Raw genomic sequence first — 19,291 nt, 5'->3', positions numbered from 1 at the left:
GCGCCCGGAACAACGCGATGCCGAACAGGCACCCACCCGCGAGATAGCCGACGGAGCTGACCGCGATGACGGTCTGCATGCCGCCGATGCCATGGGTTGCGGTGCCGCCGAAGGCGACGGCGAGGACGTCGGCGACGTAGCCGGGCGCCGTGGGGGCCAGCGCGGGCAGGACGGCGGCGGCGACCACCTCGATGCCGAACATCAGCAGGTAGCCGGCGGCGAACAGGACGTAGCCGAGGAAGCCGAGGATTCCCGTCTGCCGGACTTGACGCAGGTACATGCCGGTGATGCCGGCGAGCGCCAGCGCGGCCATGAGCGCCTTCGCCGTGCTGCGCACGGCCCAGTCGGTGGTGGTGACCAGCGAGACGTCCATGGCCGGGTGGCCGATCTGGACCGCGATGAACAGTGCCCCCGCGATCGCGCCGGCGATTCCGGCGGCCCGCGAAAGGCCCCGTTCGCCGGGCGTCATGGAGAACTGCTTCGCCTTGCCAGGTCTTGGCGTGGCACTCATGTCTGCTCCTCCGAGAGGGATGCGACCGAGGTGTACAACGTACACCTCTACTCGACCCAAGCTAGGCGTACGATGTACACCTGTCAAGGCCGGGCCCCGGTCGGAAGGTGGAGGACCCCGATGCAGGACACCGCCGCGGCCGGCGGCCGGGAGCGGCTCAACCGCGCCAAAGTGCTGAACGCGGCCGTCGAACTGGCGGACGAAGGCGGCTTCGAGGGCCTGACCATGCGCAGGCTCGCGGCCCAGCTGAGCGTCGTACCCATGGCGCTCTACAAGCACGTGGCCGACAAGCGCGAGCTCCTCGACGGCATGGTCGACCTGGTCTTCGCCGAAGTCGAGGTCCCCGCCGACGTCGACTGGCGGACCGCCATGCACCGCCGCGCGGCCTCGATGCGGCAGGCTTTGCTCCGCCATCCGTGGGCGGTCGGCCGGATGGAGACAGGGACCCCCGGACCGGCGAACCTGCACCACCACAACGCCGTGATGCGGTGCCTCCGCCGTGACGCGGGCTTCCCCTTCCGCATGGCCGTGCACGCGTACAACCTCATGGACGCCTACGTCTACGGATTCGCCCTCCAGGAGAAAACCCTCGCCGGCGACATCCCGGCAGAAGCCGCGCGACGGCAGAAAGCCGTCGTCGACCGGAAGCCCACCGGCCTCGATGACTACCCCTACCTCGCCGAGGTGGTCACCGAACTGGCGAAAACGGGATTCGCCTTCGCCGACGAATTCGAGTTCGGGCTCGACCTCATCCTCGACGGCCTCAGCCGGATGCCACAGCAAGCCTCCCGCACAGCGAGCAGCGGGTCGAACGCACCGCTACCGCCGTCAGCCCGCACCTGATCGCGGTCGACCACTGACCGGCGTGGAGCGGCGCCGGCGGAGCAACTCGGCGGCGATCGAGTAAGGGGGCGCCGCCGCCTCCGAGCGGGCAGCGTGCTCGACGATCGCATCCTCCAGGAAGCGATGATCGGCCGGCCGCGGATAGGCGGCGTAGACCGGCCGCAGCCCGGCGGCGTCGATGTCGCCGAAGCGACCGGCGTCGATGAACACACCCTTGTGCGTCAAGTAGGTCAGCACACCCCGCCGGTCGGCCAGACCCAGGCAGGAGTGCAGGGCGATCGCCTCCCACACCCGGTCGACGTCCGCAGCCGGGACGCCGTGCTCGGTCAGCACGGAGGCAGCCAGGTCCGCGCCCTCCACCTCGAACCGGGCCTTGCCCGCCGCGAGGGTGCCCAGACCCAGGTCGTGCAGGACACAGGCCGCGAAGAGCAAATCCTCGTCGTAGGCCGCGTCGTGCACCGAACCTTCCCGCTCGGCCACCAGGCGGGCGAACAGGAAGCTGCGGATGCTGTGCTCGAAGATCGGCGAGGTCTCCGACTGCCGCGCCAGGGCGAGGCTCGCCTCGGCCAGCGGGCCGCCGGGCAGCGCAAGTGCGTTGGTCATGCATCGAACCGTAGGAGCCGGCCGGGGTGCCGAACAGTGGCCCGGGTGCCATTCACCGCTATCATCGGGCCATGACACACCGGATCGCGGTCCTCGTCCTGCCCGGCGTACCGGCGCTGGAATTCGGGATCGCGACCCAGATCTTCACGGCCGACCCGTACTACGAGTTGGTCGTCTGCACGGCCGGGCGCCCCGGACCGGTGCCCGGCGCCGGGTTCACCGTCACCGCCACCGCCGGCCTCGACACGCTCGCCGAAGCCGGCACCGTGCTCGTCCCCGGCTACCAGGACAGCACCACGCCGCCGCCGCCGCAGGTCCTGGACGCCCTGCGCGCGGCCCACGACGGCGGCGCCCGGCTGGTCTCCGTCTGCGTCGGCGCGTTCGCCCTCGCCGCGGCCGGCCTGCTCGACGGGCGCCCCGCGACCACGCACTGGCAGTACGTCACCCAGCTCCGCCGGCAGTACCCGAAGGTCGAGGTCGTGCTGGACCGGATGTACGTCGACGACGGCGACATCCTCAGCTCCGCCGGCGTGACCGCGGGCCTCGACCTCTGCCTGCACCTGGTCCGCCGCGACCAGGGCCCCGCCGCGGCCAACACCCGGGCACGCGCCCTCGTCGCCCCGCCGCGGCGCACCGGCGGCCAGGCACGGTACGTCGAACGGCTCCGCCCCGACGCGACCGGCGACCGGCTCGCCGCGCTGCGGGACTGGATGCTCGACCACCTCGCCGACGAACTGACCGTCGACGCCCTCGCGAAACGCGCCCACATGTCCCGGCGGACCCTCCTCCGCCGGTTCCGGGAGGAGGCCGGCACCTCACCGATGGCCTGGCTGGCCGACGCCCGCATCGACCGCGCACGCGAACTGCTGGAGACGACCACCCTGCCCGTGGAACGGATCGGCCGCCTCACCGGACTCGGCGCACCCTCCTCGGTGCGAGCGGCGTTCCACCGGCACATCGGCACCTCACCCCAGGAGTACCGGGCGCTTTTCCGCCACAGCACCACGATCGCGAACCGGTGACATCACCTGCATCCCGCGACACGGATCCGGAACCGGCCCGGCGACGGGAGGAACACCGCGCAGCCTCGACCTCCGATCATGCCGATGGGCGACTGTGGCCACCAGCGGCACGAATGAGGCGGCGGGTGTCCGCGGTCGGCGTACCTGAGGGCCGGCTCAGGCCATCAGGGCGATGAGGGTGGCCAGGGCGGGTGCGCCCTGGCCGAGCAAGCCCCTGATCCGCCCCCGGCGGGGGTCGAAGGCGATCAGCGCCACGCTCGCCGCGAGCATGGACCCGCTGGCGGCCAGGACGAGGGCTTGGCCTGCCGCGACCGCACCCGCGTGGGCCGCGGTCAGCCCGGCGAGCACTTGCAGGGCAAGGAGTGCGTTGTAGCAGCCCTGGTGGAACGCCCAGGGGCGGACGACGTCGAGATCCGCCGCGCGCACCTCGAACATGGCGTGCACTTCGGGGCGGCCGAAACGGACGCTTTCCATCGTGAAGATCCACAGGTGCATCAGCGCCGCGGCCAGCGCGAGCAGCTGCGCGGGGATGTTCATCGGGAGCGGGTCAGCCGCAGGGGCGCGCCGGGGAGCAGCGCGCCGGTCTCGTCGAGTTCGGCCAGCAGGGCGGGGACGCCGACGGTGAGCATCTTGGTCCGGACCGCGCCGAGCAGCTTGGCCATGGCGAAGCCGCCGATGCCGGTGAACCCGGTGTGGTGGTAGGTGAAACGGGTTCCTTCGGCGGTGGGTTCGAGCCGGTAGCGGACGTGGCTGGGCGTCTCCCCTTCCGCGCCGACCCAGGTGTAGTGCAGCAGTTCCCGCTCGCGGACCTCCAGCACCTCGCAGTCGACGATGCCCCGCCAGCCGGGCATCGGCTTGGCGACGAACCGGAACTTGTTCCCGGCCACCGGCTCGAACCCCTCGGCGCGGGCGCCTTGCCCGGTCGAAGTCCAGTACGGGATCAGCTCGGGGTCGGTCATGGCCCGCCAGACCTTCACGGGCGAGTGCGGGTAGTCGCGGACGATGTGGATCTCGGACACGGCAGGCTCCTTAACTTCAGTGGCTATAAAATTACTGTAGCAGAAGTTTTCTGGTGGCTGAAGTAGGATGGCCGCGTGACGACAACGGGGACCAGCCGGCCGGCCGTCGAAGGGTTGCGGGAGCGCAAGAAGCGGGCAATGCGGCGGCAGCTGTCGGACACCGCCGCGCGGATGTTCCTCGAACGCGGCTTCGACGCCGTCCGGGTGGCCGACGTCGGCGAAGCTTGTGGCGTGTCCGAAAAGACCGTCTTCAACTACTTCCCGAACAAGGAAGCGCTGCTCCTCGACCGGCTCGAGGCCACGGCCGACGCGTTGCGCACCCACCTGCCGGACCCGGCGCTGACCCCGGTCGAGGCGATGCTGGCCATCCTCGACGGCGAACGGGACGGCCTCGCCAAGAGTCTCAACGCCGACAGCGCGCTGGCGCAGTACCGGAAGTTCGGCGACCTGATCCGGAACACCCCGTCACTGCGTGCCTATCAGAGCGACATCGCCGACCGGTTCGTCGACATCGCCGCCGAAGCGCTCGCCACCCGGACCGGCCTGCGCCCCGACGACCCCGAACCCCAGATCGCCGCGGCCACGCTCCTCGGCCTGTGGCGGGTCCAGTTCCGCGCCCTCCGGACCCACGTGCGCCCCGGCCATCCCCTGCCGGACGCGATCGAGGCCGTGAGCCGGGAAGTCCGCCGGGCCGCCCACCTTGCCGAAGCAGGACTGGCCACGTTCCCGGCACCCGCGAAACCACGCTCAACTCTTGCCTGAAGATGCGGTTGCCGCGTGTTCCAGCCGGGCGTGGATCTCCGCGGTCTGCGGGGCGCCGAGTTCCTCGCAGATCGCGAGTGCCTGACGCCAGCATTCGACCGCCGTGTCGATGTTGCCGAGGATCTTCGCGATGTCGCCGATGGAGGTGAGGCTCCTCGCTTCGCTCCAGCGGTCGCCGACCTCACGCCACATCCCGAGCGCCTGCCGGTAGTGCTCTTCGGCCTTGTCGAGTTCGTCGAGGTCCCGGTGGGTGTCCCCGAGGCTTTTGAGGATCTGGGCTTCCCCGCCCGGGTCGCTGCTCCGACGTCGCAGGTGCAGTGCCTGCCGGAGGTAGTCGATCGCCTCGACGTACCGTCCGAGACCGCGGCAGGCGTCGCCGAAGCAGTGCAGGGCCTGGCTCTCGCCGTAGGGGCTGTCCACGGCGCGGAACAGGGTGAGCGCCTCCTGGGAACAGGCCAAGGCATCGGTGAACCTTTCCAGCTCCCACAGGGCGATGCTCAGGCTTCCCAGGGTCCACGCCTCGGCGTAACGGTCGCCCAGTTCGCGCCAGACGTCGAGGGCGCGCTCGAAGCTGTCGATTGCATCGTCGTACCGGCGGAGGTTGCGGTAGGCGATTCCCAGGCCCGCGAGCAGCCAGGCGTATCCGCTCCGGGCGCCCTGCTGCTCAGCCGCGGCGAGCCCGATGCGGTAGGCGCTGATCCAGTCGACCCAGGGAGTCCGCAGGGTGAAGTAGCCCCACAACGCGGTCGGGAGCTGCCAGGCGATGTCCAGGTGCGACTCGGCCGAGGCCTGCCGGGTCGCGGCGACGAGGTTGAGGCGTTCCGCCTCGCACCACTGCCAGGCCCGCCCCTGGGTGTCGAAGGTCAGCGGACGGCAGCCGGCGGGTGGTTCGCCGAGCGGGGCGTGTCGTCGGCGTGGTGCGAGCTGACGGTCGGCGGAGTCGGCGGAATGCAGGTACCACGTGAGCAGACGCAGTTTGGCGTCACGGCGGTCGGCTTCGGTTTCGTCCTCGCTGGCGCGTTCCGCGGCGTACAACCGAAGCAGGTCGTGGAGGCGGTAGCGGTTGTGGTCGACCTCCTCCACGAGGTGCACGCTGGCGAGAGCGTCGAGGTTGCGCCGAGTCTGCTCGGTGGTGAGGTTGGTCAGCGCCGCGGCAGCCGGGACCGAGATGTCCGGGCCGGAGTGCAGGCCGAGCAAGCGGAACACGTGGGAAACGGCCGGCGGCAGCGCCCGATAGGACCAGGAGAACACGACGCGCACCGCCGTGCTCTCGTCGTCGTCCGCGGCCAGCAGGTCGAGCCGGTCGCGTTCGCCGGACAGCTGGCGAGCGAGTTCGGCCAGGGTGAGCCTGGGGTGCGCGGCAACGCGTTCGGCGGCGATGCGCAGCGCGAGCGGATGGCATGCGCAGGCCCGCGTGATCTCGGTGGCCGCGCCACCCTCGACGGCGACCCGGTCTGCACCGACGATCTGCTCGAGGAGGGAGTACGCCTCGGTCGGGTGAAGCGGATCGAGGGTCAACCGGGCGGCGCCCTCCCGGGCGACCAGGCCGGACATCCGGTGGCGGCTGGTGATCAGCACTCGGCACGTGGCCGAGCCGGGGAGCAACGGGCGGACCTGCTCCGGTGTGGCGGCGTTGTCGAGAACGATCAGGACACGCCGGTCGGCCAGCAGCGAGCGGTAGAGCGCCGTCTGTCCCTCGAGGTCCGCCGGCATGTTCCGGGTGGTGACGCCCAGCGCTCTGAGCACCCGTTCCAGGATCTGTTCGAGCGGTGTGGGCACGACGGGGTCGTAGCCGTGCAGATCGATGTAGATGTCGCCGTCGGTGAACTGGCTTCTCACGGCGTGGGCCCAGTGCACGGCCAGCGCGGTCTTCCCCATCCCGGCAGCGCCGACGATCAGGAATATCGTGGTTTCCCCGGGCCCGCTCGCCCCGGGCTCGGCAAGCAACGAGTCGAGCTTCGCGATGTCGGCGAGGCGGCCGGTGTAATGGGCGGTGCTCGCCGGGAGGTGCCGGGGTACCGGCAGCACGCGGCGTTCGGCGCCTGCTGCGGGACTTGGTTGTCTCGCCGGGTCGGCGATCTCGCTGTAGGGATTGTCGGGCAGGGCGATCCACGCCGAAGTGACGGTCTCCTTGGCCGAGACGGTCACATTCCGGTAGGTGTCCGGCTTGGCGCTGATGCTGTGCCGCACCACCTCGTCGAAGAACCAGTTCGACGTGATGAGCGCGAGGATGCCCCGCGACCCGGCCAGAGCGGCCCTCGACTCGGAAGAGTTCGCGAGGCGAAACGTCAGGTTCACCGACGCAGCTGTGACACCGTGGTCGTCGTAGTTGATTTCTCCTGCGTGCACCGCGAGCCGCAACCTGATGCGGGCTTCGGGCCCGTGCAGGTCGTTGTGCTCCGCGAGCGCGTCCACCACCAGGGCGGGAAGTGACTCCACGAAACGGCTTTTCGGCACTTCCGGCGGCGCCAGGATCAGGACGCCGTCACCGCGGTCTTCCGTTTCACAGGATTCCCAAGGGATGCCGGCGCTGTCGAAGGAGGTCCGCAGGCAGCTGTAGAGCCCGCGCCGCACCGCGAGCTGGTGGTGGTTCGTCCGTTGCCACGCACCGAACCCCTCGACGTCGACCACGACGATCGTCCGGTGAACCGCTGCCGTCGACTTCGTCATCACCATGCCCCCGCCGGTCCCCGTCCGGACAATGATGAACGTGGTTCACGATCCACTGGGCTGTTCTCACTCGAATGGCCGCTCCCCACTGGACAAAGCAAGGACACGCCCGTTGCGGGCCTTTCACCGCCGGGACACGACCCGGCCGGCGGCGACGAGGAGCCTCCGGAGCTCGCGCCGGTCGTTTTCGTCGAGCTCGGCCAGGACCCGATCCTCGGCCTCGGCCACCTGGGGGTCGAGGCGCGCGAGCATGGTCGCGCCCTCACGCGTCAACGTGGCGGGCAACGACCTCCCGGACGACACCGTGGCGGGTCGCGTCACCAAGCCGCGATCCTGCAGCTGGCGCACCACCTTGTTCATCGCCTGGGGCGACACCTGGGCCTCGCGGGCCAGCTGGGCGTTGGACTTCGGCGACTGCGCCAGCATCCGCAGGCAGAGGTACTCGGGCGGCGCCAGCTCCGCCGGGTCGAGCACGGTGGCGGCCACCTCGGCGCGCAGGGCCGCGGTGACCCGGTGCAGCAGGTAGCCGAGCGGCTCCTCCCGAAAACCTTCCATGTCAACCATGTTGACATATATCAACCGGGTTGACACTCTGGGGGCATGACGAGCTCACCCAGCGACGCGCTGTTCGAATCCGCCTACCGTGGCCAGGCCCCCGAGATGGGGAGGGGCTCCCGCCCGCCGTGGAGCATCGGCGAACCACAGCCCGAGATCGCCGCGCTCATCGACGCGGGCGCATTCCACGGCGAGGTCCTCGACGCCGGCTGCGGCGAGGGCGCGACGTCGCTCTACCTCGCCGAGCGGGGTTTCACGACCGTGGGCCTGGACCTGTCGCCGACCGCGATCGCCATGGCGCGCGCGGAAGCCGCCCGGCGCGGCTTGGCCGACGCCGGCTTCGCGATCGCCGACATCAGCACGTTCACCGGCTACGACGGCCGGTTCGGCACCATCGTCGACAGCACGTTGTTCCACTCGATGCCGGTCGAGCTGCGCCGGCCCTACCAGGAATCGATCGTGCGCGCCGCCGCGCCCGGCGCGTCCTATTTCGTGCTGGTCTTCGACAGCGCCACCGTGCCTTCGGGCCGGGTCAACTCGGTCTCCGCGGAGGAACTGCGGGAGGTGGTGGGCGCGTACTGGACGATCGACGAGATCCGGCCGGCCCGCATCCACGCCAACGTCCCCGAAAACTTCCCCGACTTCGCGGACTTCGCCGGCAGCGACGTCCGGAACGAGGGCAACGGCCGCAAGTCGACACCCGCCTGGCTGCTGTCGGCGCACTTGTCCTGACAGATCACGTGGCGGACGAGGCCGGAGCCCGGCGGATGCCGGTATCTGTCCGGATTTGTCCCCCATGCGAGCCACAACCAGGTGCCCACTCAGTGGTGACGTTTCCGGGTCGTCGGATCACTACCGTTCGATGATCGGCATCGGAAGGCACCCATCGCTGCGGTCGTGTCCTTGCCAGGAGCCGGTTTCCTACGGCCGGCGTGTGGGGGTGGTGGAGACGATGCGGGAGAACAGCGAGTCGGCCATGCGGGAGACGTTGGCCGATTTCCTGCGCCGGCGGCGCGACGCGTTGTCACCGCGGGCGGTGGGGCTGCAGGCCGGTCCGCGGCGCCGCACACCGGGACTACGCCGAGATGAGGTGGCGCGCCTGGCGAGCATGTCCGCGACCTACTACGAGCGGCTGGAGCAGGGCCGTGGCCCGCAGCCCTCCACGGGCATCCTCGCCGGCCTCGCGCGCGCGTTGCGGCTGGACCCGGACGAACGCGCCTACCTGCACCTGCTGGCCGGGCACGCCGAACCCCCCGTGGTGGCGTCGGACCGTGTCGTCGACAGCCGGCTGCTGTCGGTCATGCAGGCGATCGAAGCGACCTCGCCGGCGTTCGCCGCCGACGATCTGGCCACCGTCCTGGCGCAGAACGAGTTGCACACCACGCTGTTCGGGCCGGTCGCCGGTCTGCCCGGCTGGGAGGGCAACCTGTTCTGGTGCTGGTTCGTCTCCCATCGCTGGCGGCGGATCATGGTCAACCCGCCGGATCAGCAGGAGGCCATCGGCCGCGCCTACGTCGCGGCCCTGCGTGTTGTCGTGGCGGAGCGTGGCCACGACCCAGCCGCGACCACACTGGTGGGCCGGCTCCGGGCGGCCAGCGCCGAGTTCGCGCGCATGTGGGAAGAACATCGGGTGTCGAAGCCCGCGTCCTCGCCGATCGTGACCGTGGTGGACGAGCGGGTCGGTCAGCTGGACTTCGACCACGCGCTGTTGGTCGGTCCACGGTCACGTCAGCGTCTGTACTCGCTGCACGCCGCCTCGGGCACACCCACCCGCCAGCGGGTGAGCAGGCTCATCGAACTCGTCAGGCAACGCTGATATCCACGTATCGACAGTACGTGGTTGAACTCACCGGCCGGCCGTAGCGTTCCGGGTGGAAACTCACCATCCGCCGGGAGCGCAGCAACTGATGCTTTGGAGTGTCGATTTTGGATGACGATCTCCTCGATCGGGCGTTGTGCTGCGCGAATCGGCCTGGTGCGCTCTCCGTTGAAATCGAACACAGCTCGCTGCCGGCCATGCCACAGCCGCTGGAGTGGTGGAGACGAGCGCCGGGCGTGAACGATCCCATCGACACCGAGGCTCTCGACTGGGTGCGAGACGGGTACGTGATCGATGTGGGTTGCGGAACGGGCCGTCATCTGGAGATGCTGGCTCGGCGAGGTGTGCGGGGGCACGGAGTCGAGGTGAGTCCGGCCGCGGTGTCACTGGCGAGGGCGGCCGGCGTTTCGTGCGTCCGAGCGGACGTGTTCTCGTACCACCCGCCGCACCCGGTGGACGCCGTGATCGCCATCGGCGGCAACGGCGGAATGGCGGGCACGCTCGAGGCGCTGCCCGGCTTTCTGCTCCGGCTGTCGTCCTGGCTGAACGAAAGAGGTCGCCTTGTCCTCACCTGTTCGGACTGGACCAGGTTGCCACCGGAAAAACTGAACGGTCACGGCTCGCCGTCCCGCGGATATCCCGGAGACGTGCGGATGAGGTTCCGCCTCGACGACGAAGTCGGCGCGTGGTTTCCCTGGTTGCTTGTCGACGCCGAGACTCTCGGGCAGGTCTGCTCATCCGTCGGATTGCGGATCGTCGAGCGCAAGGAGTGGCTGGGTGGCGCGGTCCACGGCGCCCTGATCGAGCGAGCTCCCTCCCCCTGACCGCCCCGCGGAGAGCCGGCGCACGGCTCCCAAGTTTCCCTGAGCTTCAGGGAAAACCGTGAAAATGCCGTAAACGGAAAGGAAACATGCCCATGAACTCCCTGGTGCTGCCCACTGCCGTCGAACTGGAAGCCGACATCGAGGACACGCGTCCCGAACAGTTCTCGGCTTACATTTCCGTCTTCACCGAGGCGGCGTACGAGAACAGCGAACTCTGCGGCTGCTGAGTCGCGCAGGCTGGTGGTCCCCCGTACCCGAGCGGGGCCACCAGCCTGGTCCGCAGGGTCGGGCGAAGCCGGAATCCGATCGCTTTCCCGCACGACAGAAGGGGAGGAAGATGACGCGGCAGATGGCTCGCGCCGAAGGAACGACGACCGGTGGACAAGCCCCGGACTCGGTCAAAGTGGTGTTCGACGGAACGCACCGGAGCCGCCTCCCCGACCAGACGTGGCAGTGGATCAAGCCGAAGCTGCCCCGGCTCGGAATCACCCGCGTCGCGGAAGTGACCTGGCTCGACGAGATCGGCATCCCGGTTTTCCAGGCCGTCCGGCCCAACGCCCTCACCCTGTCGGTTTCGCAGGGCAAGGGGATGAGCAAGATGCTCGCCCGGGTTTCCGCCGCCATGGAGGGGGTGGAGCTGTGGCACGCGGAGAATCCGCCGGCCGCCCCGGTGCAGGTGGGCACGGTCGAGGAAGTGGAGCGCGTGGTCGGCTATCGCGTTCAGGACCTCCCCCTGACCGGACGGCACTATCTCAATCCGGACGCGAGTTTGTCCTGGCGGACGGCACACCTGGTCGACGGCAGCGATACGTCCCTGGTGCCCGCGGATCTGCTTCGGTTGGACTACCGGTTCGACCGGCGATGGCTCCCGCCGCTCTTCCGAGCCAGCAGTAACGGGTTGGCCAGTGGGAACACGCCGGCCGAGGCGCTGCTGCACGGCATGTACGAGACCGTCGAGCGCGATTCCATGGCCCGCGCGGCGTCGGGCGGCCGGCCGCGCGCCGTGAATCCGGAAACCGTCGGCAACGCCGGCCTGGCGGCGCTGCTGGAACGGTATCGTGCGGCACGAGTGCACGTCCGGATGCGCTTCCTGGACAATCCGTTCCGCATCCCGGTGTTCGACGCACGGATCTGGAGCGACGCGTTTCCGGCGACGTTCGCCGGTGCCGGTGCGCACCTGGACGCAGCGGTCGCCCTGTCGCGCGCGCTCACCGAAGCGGCGCAGTCCCGCGCCACGGCCATCGCGGGGGCACGGGACGACATCGGCAAGGCGCCGTACCGGGAAGCCCGGGTCTTCGGAGTCCGGCGCTCCTCGGAGTCCCCGCCCTTCGCCGGCCAAGGCGATCCGGATCTTCCTTTCGACGCCATCGAGTCCTCGCCGCTGCCCACCTTGGACGAGGAAGTGAAGCATGTCGCGAAGAGAATCAGGGAAGTGACCGGCCACGCCCCCTTGTATGTCGACCTGACGCAGCCCGACATCGCGATACCGGTGGTGCACGTCGTGTGTCCGGGAACTTCTTTGCAGGACCATTGACCACCACACCGACCTGGGTTCCTCCAGCAGAGCGGACGATCATGCCCCGATGCCTCCTCTTCGCCGGCCCGAGCCTGCCGGACGCCGCCGATCTCGTGCGGAACTCGGCCGTCGAGGTGCTGCCACCTGTGTCCGCGGGCGACCTCCCACGGCTGGCCTTGACCGCCGGTGACGTGGTCGGCATCGTCGACGGCTACTTCCATCAGGTCGGCGCCGTCCGGCACAAGGAAATCCTGGCGTTGCTGAGCGAGGGTGTCCGGGTTCTCGGCGCCGCCAGCATGGGCGCGCTTCGCGCCGCCGAACTGGACTCCTTCGGCATGGAAGGCATCGGCCGGATCTACGCGGACTACCGCGACGGACGGTTGGAGGCGGACGACGAAGTCACCCTGCTGCACAGCACTCCGGAAGAGGGCTACCGGCCGCTCTCGGAACCACTGGTGTGCCTGCGGGCCACCCTTTCCCGGGCGGTGGAAGACGGTGCTTGTGACAGCGCGACCGCGGCACGGCTGGTCGCCACCCTCGCCGGCTGGCCGTTCGGACGCCGCTCCTACGGCGGCCTCGTCGCGGCCGGCCGGGAAGCGGGAATCGACGCCGAGGTTGTTCGCCACTTGCGTGAGTACTGCGTGACCCACCGGCTCGACCCCAAACGCGATGACGCAATTCTGCTGCTCGACGCCCTGCACCGGGCAAGCGAGGACGGGGACTCCACCCCACCCCGGGTTCCCACCGTCAACCGGACATCTTTTCTGTATCTCTGGCAAACGGCCGCGTCGGGCCTCGACATCGGCGACTCCCCGCACCACGGTCACCTCGGAGCGCTGCGTGCCTGCCAGCTGTTCGCGGATGAGTACCCCCGGTTCCACCGGGAGGTCGTTCTCCGTGCCCTGGCGGCGGCTTGCGCCGAGGAATGCGGGCCGATTCCCCCCACCGACGACCCGACGCCGGCGCACATCGCGCTCCGGCACGGCGAGCACCGTGGTCTCTACCGGCTCCCGGCCGATCCGGCCCGGCTCGGGTTCCTCGCGCAATGGTTGACCGGCACCGAACGGGCCACCCTGGCCCCGGCCGAGCAACTGGTCACGTTCCTGGTCCGCAGTTTTCGGGTGAATCCCGGGTTGACCTGGGAGGAACTGCCGATACAGCGGCTGCGGGACCGGCCTTGCTGGAAGGACGCGCGACACCTCGTCCAGCTTGCCTGGGAGGTCAACGACCGGGTGTTCACCGAGCATCAGGAGCGCCACGTCAACGACCTGTCCGCCGAGAAGATCCTCGATCTGATCGCCGAGCGATGGGCCGTCGCTCGCGCCGACCTCGAGCTGGCAGCGATGGACCGCGGCCTCGAATCCCTGGACAGCTTGACCATGGCGGCTCGCGCCTTCTACCTGTTGGCGCGCTACAACCCGGATCTCGTCCACCTCGACATCGATGCTGGAGTCATATAGACGGTGACGCCCGTGGACTGTCCGAGCTGGTCCTCGAATACGCTCGCAGGCCTTGGAGCCCTCCTATCACGGGAGGCGGCTCGCGGGTGATCGTCGGGCGAGCACGCGGCGCCTGGCGGGCAGCGGGAGCCGCACGGAGGAGATGGAGCGGGCATGCAACCACCGGTGCTGCTGGGTCGCGAGACGGAGCGCCGCGCACTGGCTGCCCTGGTCGAGCGGGCCGCCTCCGGCTCGGGCGGTGCGGTGGTCGTCCTCGGCGCACCGGGGATCGGCAAGTCGGCGCTCGTCGCCGAGGCAGCGGCGCGGGCCGCGGGTCACGGGGTCCGGGTGCTCACGGCGGTGGGGGTGGAGTCGGAGGAGGACGTCGCCTGCGCCGGCCTCCACCAGCTGGTCCACCAGCTGCGAGACGGGATCGACGACCTGCCCGGACCGCAGCGAGCTGCCCTGCGCGCCGCCGTCGGGCTCGCCGACGAGGCCGTGCCCGACCTCTACCTCGTCGGCCTGGCCGCGCTGACCCTGCTGTCGGACGCGGCCGTGAAAGCCCCGCTGCTGGTGGTCGTCGAGGATGCCCACTGGATGGACCGGGCCAGCCTCGACGTGCTCGGGTTCGTCGCGCGGCGGATCGAGTCCGACCCCCTCGCCCTGGTCGTCGTCACCCGCGGCCTGGACGACCGGCTCGGCGGGGCCGGGCTGCCCGTGCTGGCCCTGGACCCGCTGACCGACGAGGTGTCGGGTGAGCTGCTGGACGCGGTGGCCCCCGGCCTGGGGCAGCAGGTCAGACGGCGGCTGCTGGAGGAGGCGGCCGGGAACCCGCTGGCGTTGACCGAGCTGCCGGTCGCGCTGCGGTCGGTCGGTGGGGCGTACGCGCTCACGCCGGGTCCGCTGCCGTTGACCGAGCGGCTGGAGCGGACCTTCACGGCCCGGGTCTCCCGGCTTCCGGCCGGCACCCGGGCGGTGCTGCTCCTCGCGGCCCTCAACGGTGACGGGACGCTGGACGAGTGCCTCGCAGCCGCGGGCCGAATGCTCGGGACGGCGATCGACGTCACGGCCCTCGGACCGGCGGTCGGTGCGGGCCTGGTGGAGGGGTGGGGCATGGTCTTCCGGCACCCCCTCGTCCGCTCGGCGCTGCACCACGCCGCGACCGCCGCGGAACGACAGGCCGCGCACGCCGCTCTCGCCGCCGTGCTCCAAGGGCAGCCCGACCGGCAGGCGTGGCACCGCGCCGCCGCCACCTCCGGTCCCGACGAGCACGCCGCCCGGGACCTGGACTCCACCGCCGGGCGCGCCCTGCGGCGGGGCGGGGTCGCCGCGGCCCTGGCCGCGCTGCGGCGAGCGGCGGAGCTGACCGCGGACCCGTCCGCTCGCGCGGACCGGCTGCTGCGCGCGGCCGAACTCGCCCTGGAGTCGGGCCGGCCGGACGTCGCGGCGCACCTGCTGGGCCAGGCGCGGTCGCTGGACCTCTCGGTCCGGGACCAGGGCCGGGCGGCCTGGGTCGGCATCGCCCTGGCCGAAGGGTCGGCGCGGGGCGAGGGCACCGCGACCGCCGAGCTGGCCGAGCTGGCCGTCGGGCTCGCCGCCGACGAGCCCGTGCTGGGGCTGCGCATGCTGTGGGGCGCGGTGCTGCACTGCTTCTGGGGCGAGCCGGGGCCGGACGCCCGCCGTCGGGTCGCCGCCGCCGTCGACCGGATGCCCGTGGACGCGGACAACGCCGATCTGGTGGCCCTGCGGGCGTACTGCGCGCCGGTCGAGCGCGGGCGAGCCGTCCTCGAGTCTTTGGCCGGTCAGCTGGACCGTTCGTCCGAGGACCCCGAAGGAGATCAGCTCCTGGGCGGTGCCGCGGTGACGGTGGGTGCTCCCGCACTGGCGAGCAGGCTGACCGCGAGATCGCTGGACGCCCTGCGCGCCCAGGGCCGGCTGTCGATGCTGGCCCGCGCCCTCTGCGTCCAGGCGGGGAGCGCCGCACGGCTCGGTGACGTGCGCGCCGGTCACCTCGCCGCCGAGGAGGCCGCCGAGCTGGCCCGCGAGACCGGTCAGCCCCTCGTGCACGCGATGGTGCACGCGATCCGCGCCCAGCTCGCCGCCGTCTGCGGCGACCCGCAGGCGGAGACCTGGGCCGCGGAGGCGGAGCGCACCGCCCTCCCCGGCGGCGCGCGCCCGGCGCTGGCCATCCTCCAGACGGCCCGCGGGCAGGCGGCCCTCTGCCAGGGGCGCTACGGCGACGCCTTCGGGCACCTGCGCCGCGTCTTCGACCCGGCCGACCCGGCGTTCCACCCGTGGCTGCGCTTCTACGGGCTCGCCGAGCTGGTCGAGGCGGCCGTGCGCAGCGACTCCGCCGAGGCGGCGCGGGCCATCCTGGACGAGCTGACCCCGCTCGGCGAGCTGACCCCCTCCCCCGCCCTGCTCTGCGGGCTGCGCCTCGGCCACGCCCTGCTCAGCCCGCCGGCCGACGCTGAGCGGCGCTACCGGGAGGCCCTCGACGCCGTTCCCGTCGACTGGCCGTTCGAGCGGGCGCGGGTGCACCTCGCCCTGGGCGGGTGGCTGCGGCGGCACCGGCGCCCCGCGGAGTCCCGTGTCGTCCTGCAGGCCGCGCGCGAGGTCTTCGACGCGCTCGGCGCGTCAGCCTGGGCGGAGCGGGCGCGCCAAGAGCTGCGCGCCGCGGGCGCGTCCTCGCCTCGCCGGGACCTGGCCGCCGTCGACCGCCTCACCTCGACCGAGCTCCACGTCGCCCAGCTCGCCGCGCAGGGGCTGACGAACCGCGAGATCGGCGAGCGGCTGTACGTCTCGCCCAGGACGGTGAGCACCCACCTCCAGCGGATGTTCCCCAAACTGGGGGTGACCTCCCGCGGCGAGCTCGCGGCGGTGCTGGGCAGCACGGTTACGTACGCCGAAGACGTCGTCTGACGGACGCGGTCGACGCGGTTCCCTCCCTAGGTTCGTGCCATGCCCGGTCCGCACACGGCGGCCGGGAGGGAAGGCGAACCATGGGAACCATCACCGTCGGCACCGAGGGCTCGACCGACGTCGAGCTCTCCTACGAGGACCACGGCTCCGGCCGGCCGGTCGTCCTGATCCACGGCTACCCGCTGGACGGGCGGTCGTGGGAGAAGCAGACCGAAGCGCTGGTCGAGGCCGGCCACCGCGTCATCACCTACGACCGCCGGGGGTTCGGCCGGTCGAGCCAGACCATGACGGGCTACGACTACGACACGTTCGCCGGCGACCTGGACCGGGTCCTGACCGAGCTCGACCTGCGTGACGTCGTCCTCGTCGGCTTCTCGATGGGCTCGGGTGAGGTCGCCCGCTACCTCGGCACCCACGGTTCGGAGCGGGTCGCGAAGGCGGCGTTCCTCAGCGGGCTCCCGCCGTTCCTGCTGCAGACCGACGACAACCCCACGGGCGTGCCGCAGTCGGTGTTCGACGGCATCGCCGAGCAGGCGAAGGCCGACCGCTACGCCTGGTACGAGAGCTTCTTCGTCGACTTCTTCAACACCGACGAGACGCTCGGATCCCGGCTCAGCGAGGCCGCGCTCCGGGCGAACTGGGTCACCGCCATCGGCTCGGCGCCGGTGGCGGCGTACGCGTGTGTTCCGACGTGGCTGACGGACTTCCGGGCCGACCTGGAGCGGATCGACGTGCCGTCGCTGATCCTGCACGGCACCGCCGACCGCATCCTGCCGATCGACGCCACCGCGCGGGAGTTCCGCCGCCGCCTGCCCGGCGCGCGTTACGTCGAGATCGACGGTGCGCCGCACGGCCTGCTGCTCACCCATGCGGCCGAGGTCAACGCCGCCCTGATCGCCTTCATCGCAGACTGAGAGCCGGAAATGCACAAGTTCACCCGCCGCGTCACCGTGCGCATCACCGCTCTGCTGGCCGTGCTCGCCACGGTCGGTGGGTTCGGCACGGCGAACGCGGTGGCCGCCCACCCCGCAGGCGGCCCGAAGCCCACGATCGTCCTCGTCCACGGCGCTTTCGCTGACGGCGCCAGCTGGACCCCGGTCATCGAGCAGCTGCAGCAGCGCGGCTACACCGCGATCGCCGTGGCCAACCCCCTGCGCGGAGTCCGCTCCGACGCCGAAGCCCTCGACGCGCGTCTCGCCGGCATCGACGGGCCCGTGGTGCTCGTCGGCCACTCCTACGGCGGTGCCGTCATCACCAACGTGCAGGCACGGTCCCCGAAGGTGAAGGCGCTGGTGTACGTCGCCGCCTTCGCCCCCGCCAAGGGTGAATCCGCGGCCGATCTCGCCGGGAAGTACCCCGGCAGCACCCTGGGCGACACGCTGGCACCGGTCCCCCTGCCCGACGGCTCGCAGGACCTCTACATCAAGCCCTCGCTCTTCCGGCAGCAGTTCGCCGCCGACGTGCCGGCGCGCCAGGCCGCCATCATGGCCAGCACCCAGCGCCCCATCTCCGACGCCGCCTTAGCGGAGGCGTCCGGTGCACCCGCCTGGGCGAGCGTTCCCTCGTGGTTCGTGCTCGCCGGCGCCGACAAGAACATCCCGGTACGGGCGCAGAAGTTCATGGCCGACCGGGCCGGCGCACGCGCCACCGTGACCGTCGAGGGGGCCTCGCACTCCGTGGCGGTTTCCCACCCGGACACGGTCGTCAGGCTGATCGTGCGCGCCGCGAGCTGACCCCCCGGCCCCCGCGGGTTGCGGTCCGCGGGGGCCGTCCCCTACCGCTCCGATCGAGGAAAGTCATGCGCTTCAGCCCGTCCATCGTGCTGTCCCGGATCATCGAGAGCACGCTCGTCCTGCTGGGCGTCCCCATCTTCTTGTCGGAAGACATCAGGTGGATCGCGTCGTGGGACCTTGTCGCCGTCGTCTACCTCGCGATCCGCGTCATCCGCCTCAGCCGCGGCAAGCGGGCGGCCGACGACCGGGGCGCGTGGGTCAAGAGCGCGCTGGGCCGCCGCAGCGGCACGCTGTTCACCCTGTGCACCAGCTTCATCGGGATCATGTCCGGCCTGACCATGGTGTTCGCCGGGGAAGGCACCCAAGCGGCGCTGCACGGCAAGACAGCGGGTGTGCCCGCCGTGCTGCTGGCGTGGGCGATCCTGCACTTCGGTTACGCCGACCGCTACGCGCAGGCCTACTACAGTGCCCTGCCCGAGAAGCTGTTGGTGTTCCCCGCCTCCGAGCACCCGACGTTCATCGACTTCACGTACTTCGCTTTCACCGTCGGCACCTCGTTCGCCGTCTCCGACGTCGAGTCGCGCACCTCCGGGATCCGGCTGCGGATCCTCGCGCACGGCGTGCTCTCGTTCATCTACAACACCGCGATGCTCGGCATCGCCATCGGCGTGATCAGCGGCTGATCACGCCGACGCGACACGGTCACCGGCCGACGACCGGCCGTGTGGTTGGCGGGATCGTGTGGCGATGCGTCGGCGGGGAGATCGCCCTACTCAGGGCAGCAAAAAAGCCCAGGCCGTTGACCTGGGCTTTGCTCCCCCGCTTGGACTCGAACCAACAACTCTCCGGTTAATTGGAAGTTCTAGCCGTGGGTCGACGTCAGTCGATCTAGCTGGCATATTTGCATTCGCTCATACTCTGATTCGACGTCAATCGACGTTAATCGACGCTGTTTATGGAGCATAAATGCTCCCTCGTTCGTGATCATCAAGCGGCGAAGGCGGCTGGGTTAGGGCGAACCGGTTGTGGTGATCAGGAAGCCGGCCGGAAGCT

Annotated in this window: 19 protein-coding genes; 13 read left to right on the top strand and 6 right to left on the bottom strand. The window is 70.7% G+C overall.

The genetic code is table 11. The annotated features are described in order from the left end of the window. A partial coding sequence (locus AB0J55_RS43555) for a hypothetical protein (protein ID WP_364263290.1) occupies positions 1-511 on the bottom strand: 511 nt, incomplete at its 3' end. Between the two features lie 120 nt (positions 512-631). Here AB0J55_RS43555 and AB0J55_RS43550 point away from each other — a divergent pair. Further along, the gene (locus AB0J55_RS43550; RefSeq protein WP_364263287.1) at positions 632-1,354 is read left to right on the top strand and encodes a TetR/AcrR family transcriptional regulator C-terminal domain-containing protein; all 723 of its coding nucleotides are present in this window, start codon (positions 632-634) and stop codon (positions 1,352-1,354) included. Here the strand turns inward: AB0J55_RS43550 and AB0J55_RS43545 are convergent. Next, the gene (locus AB0J55_RS43545) at positions 1,340-1,957 is read right to left on the bottom strand and encodes an HD domain-containing protein (RefSeq protein ID WP_364263284.1); all 618 of its coding nucleotides are present in this window, start codon (positions 1,955-1,957) and stop codon (positions 1,340-1,342) included. The two genes, AB0J55_RS43550 and AB0J55_RS43545, sit on opposite strands and share 15 nt — an antisense overlap. Before the next feature lie 71 nt (positions 1,958-2,028). Between AB0J55_RS43545 and AB0J55_RS43540 the strand changes: the two genes are divergently transcribed. Continuing rightward, positions 2,029-2,979 carry a helix-turn-helix domain-containing protein gene (locus AB0J55_RS43540; protein ID WP_364263281.1) on the top strand — a complete coding sequence of 317 codons (951 nt, stop codon included), beginning with the start codon at positions 2,029-2,031 and terminating at the stop codon, positions 2,977-2,979. Between the two features lie 156 nt (positions 2,980-3,135). On the opposite strand, the gene AB0J55_RS43535 is transcribed toward AB0J55_RS43540, so the two are convergent. Together AB0J55_RS43535 and AB0J55_RS43530 are read right to left on the bottom strand one after the other, a co-directional pair. Then, on the bottom strand, positions 3,136-3,516 hold the full coding sequence (locus AB0J55_RS43535; RefSeq protein WP_364263278.1) for a DUF1304 family protein: 381 nt from the start codon (positions 3,514-3,516) through the stop codon (positions 3,136-3,138). Then, entirely contained in the window at positions 3,513-3,998 is a 486-nt protein-coding gene (locus AB0J55_RS43530; protein WP_364263275.1) for an SRPBCC domain-containing protein, read from the bottom strand. Before AB0J55_RS43530 ends, AB0J55_RS43535 begins: the two co-directional genes overlap by 4 nt. 75 nt (positions 3,999-4,073) lie before the next feature. On the opposite strand from AB0J55_RS43530, the gene AB0J55_RS43525 reads away from it, so the two are divergent. Continuing rightward, positions 4,074-4,760, top strand: a complete 687-nt coding sequence (locus AB0J55_RS43525) for a TetR family transcriptional regulator (protein WP_364263272.1) — start codon at positions 4,074-4,076, stop codon at positions 4,758-4,760. On the opposite strand, the gene AB0J55_RS43520 is transcribed toward AB0J55_RS43525, so the two are convergent. Further along, the gene (locus tag AB0J55_RS43520; protein ID WP_364263269.1) at positions 4,746-7,436 is read right to left on the bottom strand and encodes a tetratricopeptide repeat protein; all 2,691 of its coding nucleotides are present in this window, start codon (positions 7,434-7,436) and stop codon (positions 4,746-4,748) included. The genes AB0J55_RS43525 and AB0J55_RS43520 overlap by 15 nt on opposite strands. Before the next feature lie 117 nt (positions 7,437-7,553). Then, a complete protein-coding gene (locus tag AB0J55_RS43515; RefSeq protein WP_364263266.1) occupies positions 7,554-7,985 on the bottom strand; it encodes a MarR family transcriptional regulator in 432 nt (143 codons plus the stop codon). Positions 7,986-8,030: 45 nt separating this feature from the next. Between AB0J55_RS43515 and AB0J55_RS43510 the strand changes: the two genes are divergently transcribed. From AB0J55_RS43510 to AB0J55_RS43465, 10 genes are all read left to right on the top strand, one after another. After that, on the top strand, positions 8,031-8,717 hold the full coding sequence (locus AB0J55_RS43510; protein ID WP_364263263.1) for a class I SAM-dependent methyltransferase: 687 nt from the start codon (positions 8,031-8,033) through the stop codon (positions 8,715-8,717). Positions 8,718-8,925: 208 nt separating this feature from the next. Further along, entirely contained in the window at positions 8,926-9,801 is an 876-nt protein-coding gene (locus tag AB0J55_RS43505) for a helix-turn-helix transcriptional regulator (protein WP_364263260.1), read from the top strand. 239 nt (positions 9,802-10,040) lie between these two features. Continuing rightward, a complete protein-coding gene (locus AB0J55_RS43500) occupies positions 10,041-10,628 on the top strand; it encodes a class I SAM-dependent methyltransferase (protein WP_364263257.1) in 588 nt (195 codons plus the stop codon). A gap of 86 nt (positions 10,629-10,714) precedes the next feature. Then, a complete protein-coding gene (locus AB0J55_RS43495) occupies positions 10,715-10,855 on the top strand; it encodes a hypothetical protein (RefSeq protein WP_364263254.1) in 141 nt (46 codons plus the stop codon). A gap of 110 nt (positions 10,856-10,965) precedes the next feature. Further along, complete coding sequence (locus AB0J55_RS43490; protein ID WP_364263251.1) at positions 10,966-12,162, top strand: YcaO-like family protein; 1,197 nt, start codon at positions 10,966-10,968, stop codon at positions 12,160-12,162. Further along, on the top strand, positions 12,159-13,604 hold the full coding sequence (locus tag AB0J55_RS43485; protein WP_364263248.1) for a TfuA-like protein: 1,446 nt from the start codon (positions 12,159-12,161) through the stop codon (positions 13,602-13,604). The genes AB0J55_RS43490 and AB0J55_RS43485 overlap by 4 nt, the downstream gene beginning before the upstream one ends. Positions 13,605-13,757: 153 nt before the next feature. Further along, complete coding sequence (locus AB0J55_RS43480) at positions 13,758-16,505, top strand: AAA family ATPase (protein ID WP_364263245.1); 2,748 nt, start codon at positions 13,758-13,760, stop codon at positions 16,503-16,505. Between the two features lie 80 nt (positions 16,506-16,585). Continuing rightward, complete coding sequence (locus AB0J55_RS43475) at positions 16,586-17,419, top strand: alpha/beta hydrolase (RefSeq protein ID WP_364263242.1); 834 nt, start codon at positions 16,586-16,588, stop codon at positions 17,417-17,419. Positions 17,420-17,428: 9 nt separating this feature from the next. Then, a complete protein-coding gene (locus AB0J55_RS43470; RefSeq protein WP_364263239.1) occupies positions 17,429-18,238 on the top strand; it encodes an alpha/beta hydrolase in 810 nt (269 codons plus the stop codon). Between the two features lie 65 nt (positions 18,239-18,303). Next, the gene (locus AB0J55_RS43465) at positions 18,304-18,921 is read left to right on the top strand and encodes a DUF1345 domain-containing protein (protein ID WP_364263236.1); all 618 of its coding nucleotides are present in this window, start codon (positions 18,304-18,306) and stop codon (positions 18,919-18,921) included. Positions 18,922-19,291: the final 370 nt, after the last annotated feature.

This window comes from Amycolatopsis sp. NPDC049688 (assembly GCF_040674975.1).
Classification (GTDB): domain Bacteria; phylum Actinomycetota; class Actinomycetes; order Mycobacteriales; family Pseudonocardiaceae; genus Amycolatopsis.
This window is presented reverse-complemented; position numbering and strand designations above follow the sequence as displayed.

Coding starts and splice junctions, on each gene's coding strand:
- AB0J55_RS43465 (WP_364263236.1), top strand. CDS start 18,304: ATGCGCTTCAGCCCGTCCATCGTGCTGTCCCGGATCATCGAGAGCACG.
- AB0J55_RS43545 (WP_364263284.1), bottom strand. CDS start 1,957: ATGACCAACGCACTTGCGCTGCCCGGCGGCCCGCTGGCCGAGGCGAGC.
- AB0J55_RS43540 (WP_364263281.1), top strand. CDS start 2,029: ATGACACACCGGATCGCGGTCCTCGTCCTGCCCGGCGTACCGGCGCTG.
- AB0J55_RS43535 (WP_364263278.1), bottom strand. CDS start 3,516: ATGAACATCCCCGCGCAGCTGCTCGCGCTGGCCGCGGCGCTGATGCAC.
- AB0J55_RS43515 (WP_364263266.1), bottom strand. CDS start 7,985: ATGGAAGGTTTTCGGGAGGAGCCGCTCGGCTACCTGCTGCACCGGGTC.
- AB0J55_RS43475 (WP_364263242.1), top strand. CDS start 16,586: ATGGGAACCATCACCGTCGGCACCGAGGGCTCGACCGACGTCGAGCTC.
- AB0J55_RS43490 (WP_364263251.1), top strand. CDS start 10,966: ATGACGCGGCAGATGGCTCGCGCCGAAGGAACGACGACCGGTGGACAA.
- AB0J55_RS43480 (WP_364263245.1), top strand. CDS start 13,758: ATGCAACCACCGGTGCTGCTGGGTCGCGAGACGGAGCGCCGCGCACTG.
- AB0J55_RS43520 (WP_364263269.1), bottom strand. CDS start 7,436: ATGGTGATGACGAAGTCGACGGCAGCGGTTCACCGGACGATCGTCGTG.
- AB0J55_RS43495 (WP_364263254.1), top strand. CDS start 10,715: ATGCCCATGAACTCCCTGGTGCTGCCCACTGCCGTCGAACTGGAAGCC.
- AB0J55_RS43550 (WP_364263287.1), top strand. CDS start 632: ATGCAGGACACCGCCGCGGCCGGCGGCCGGGAGCGGCTCAACCGCGCC.
- AB0J55_RS43510 (WP_364263263.1), top strand. CDS start 8,031: ATGACGAGCTCACCCAGCGACGCGCTGTTCGAATCCGCCTACCGTGGC.
- AB0J55_RS43470 (WP_364263239.1), top strand. CDS start 17,429: ATGCACAAGTTCACCCGCCGCGTCACCGTGCGCATCACCGCTCTGCTG.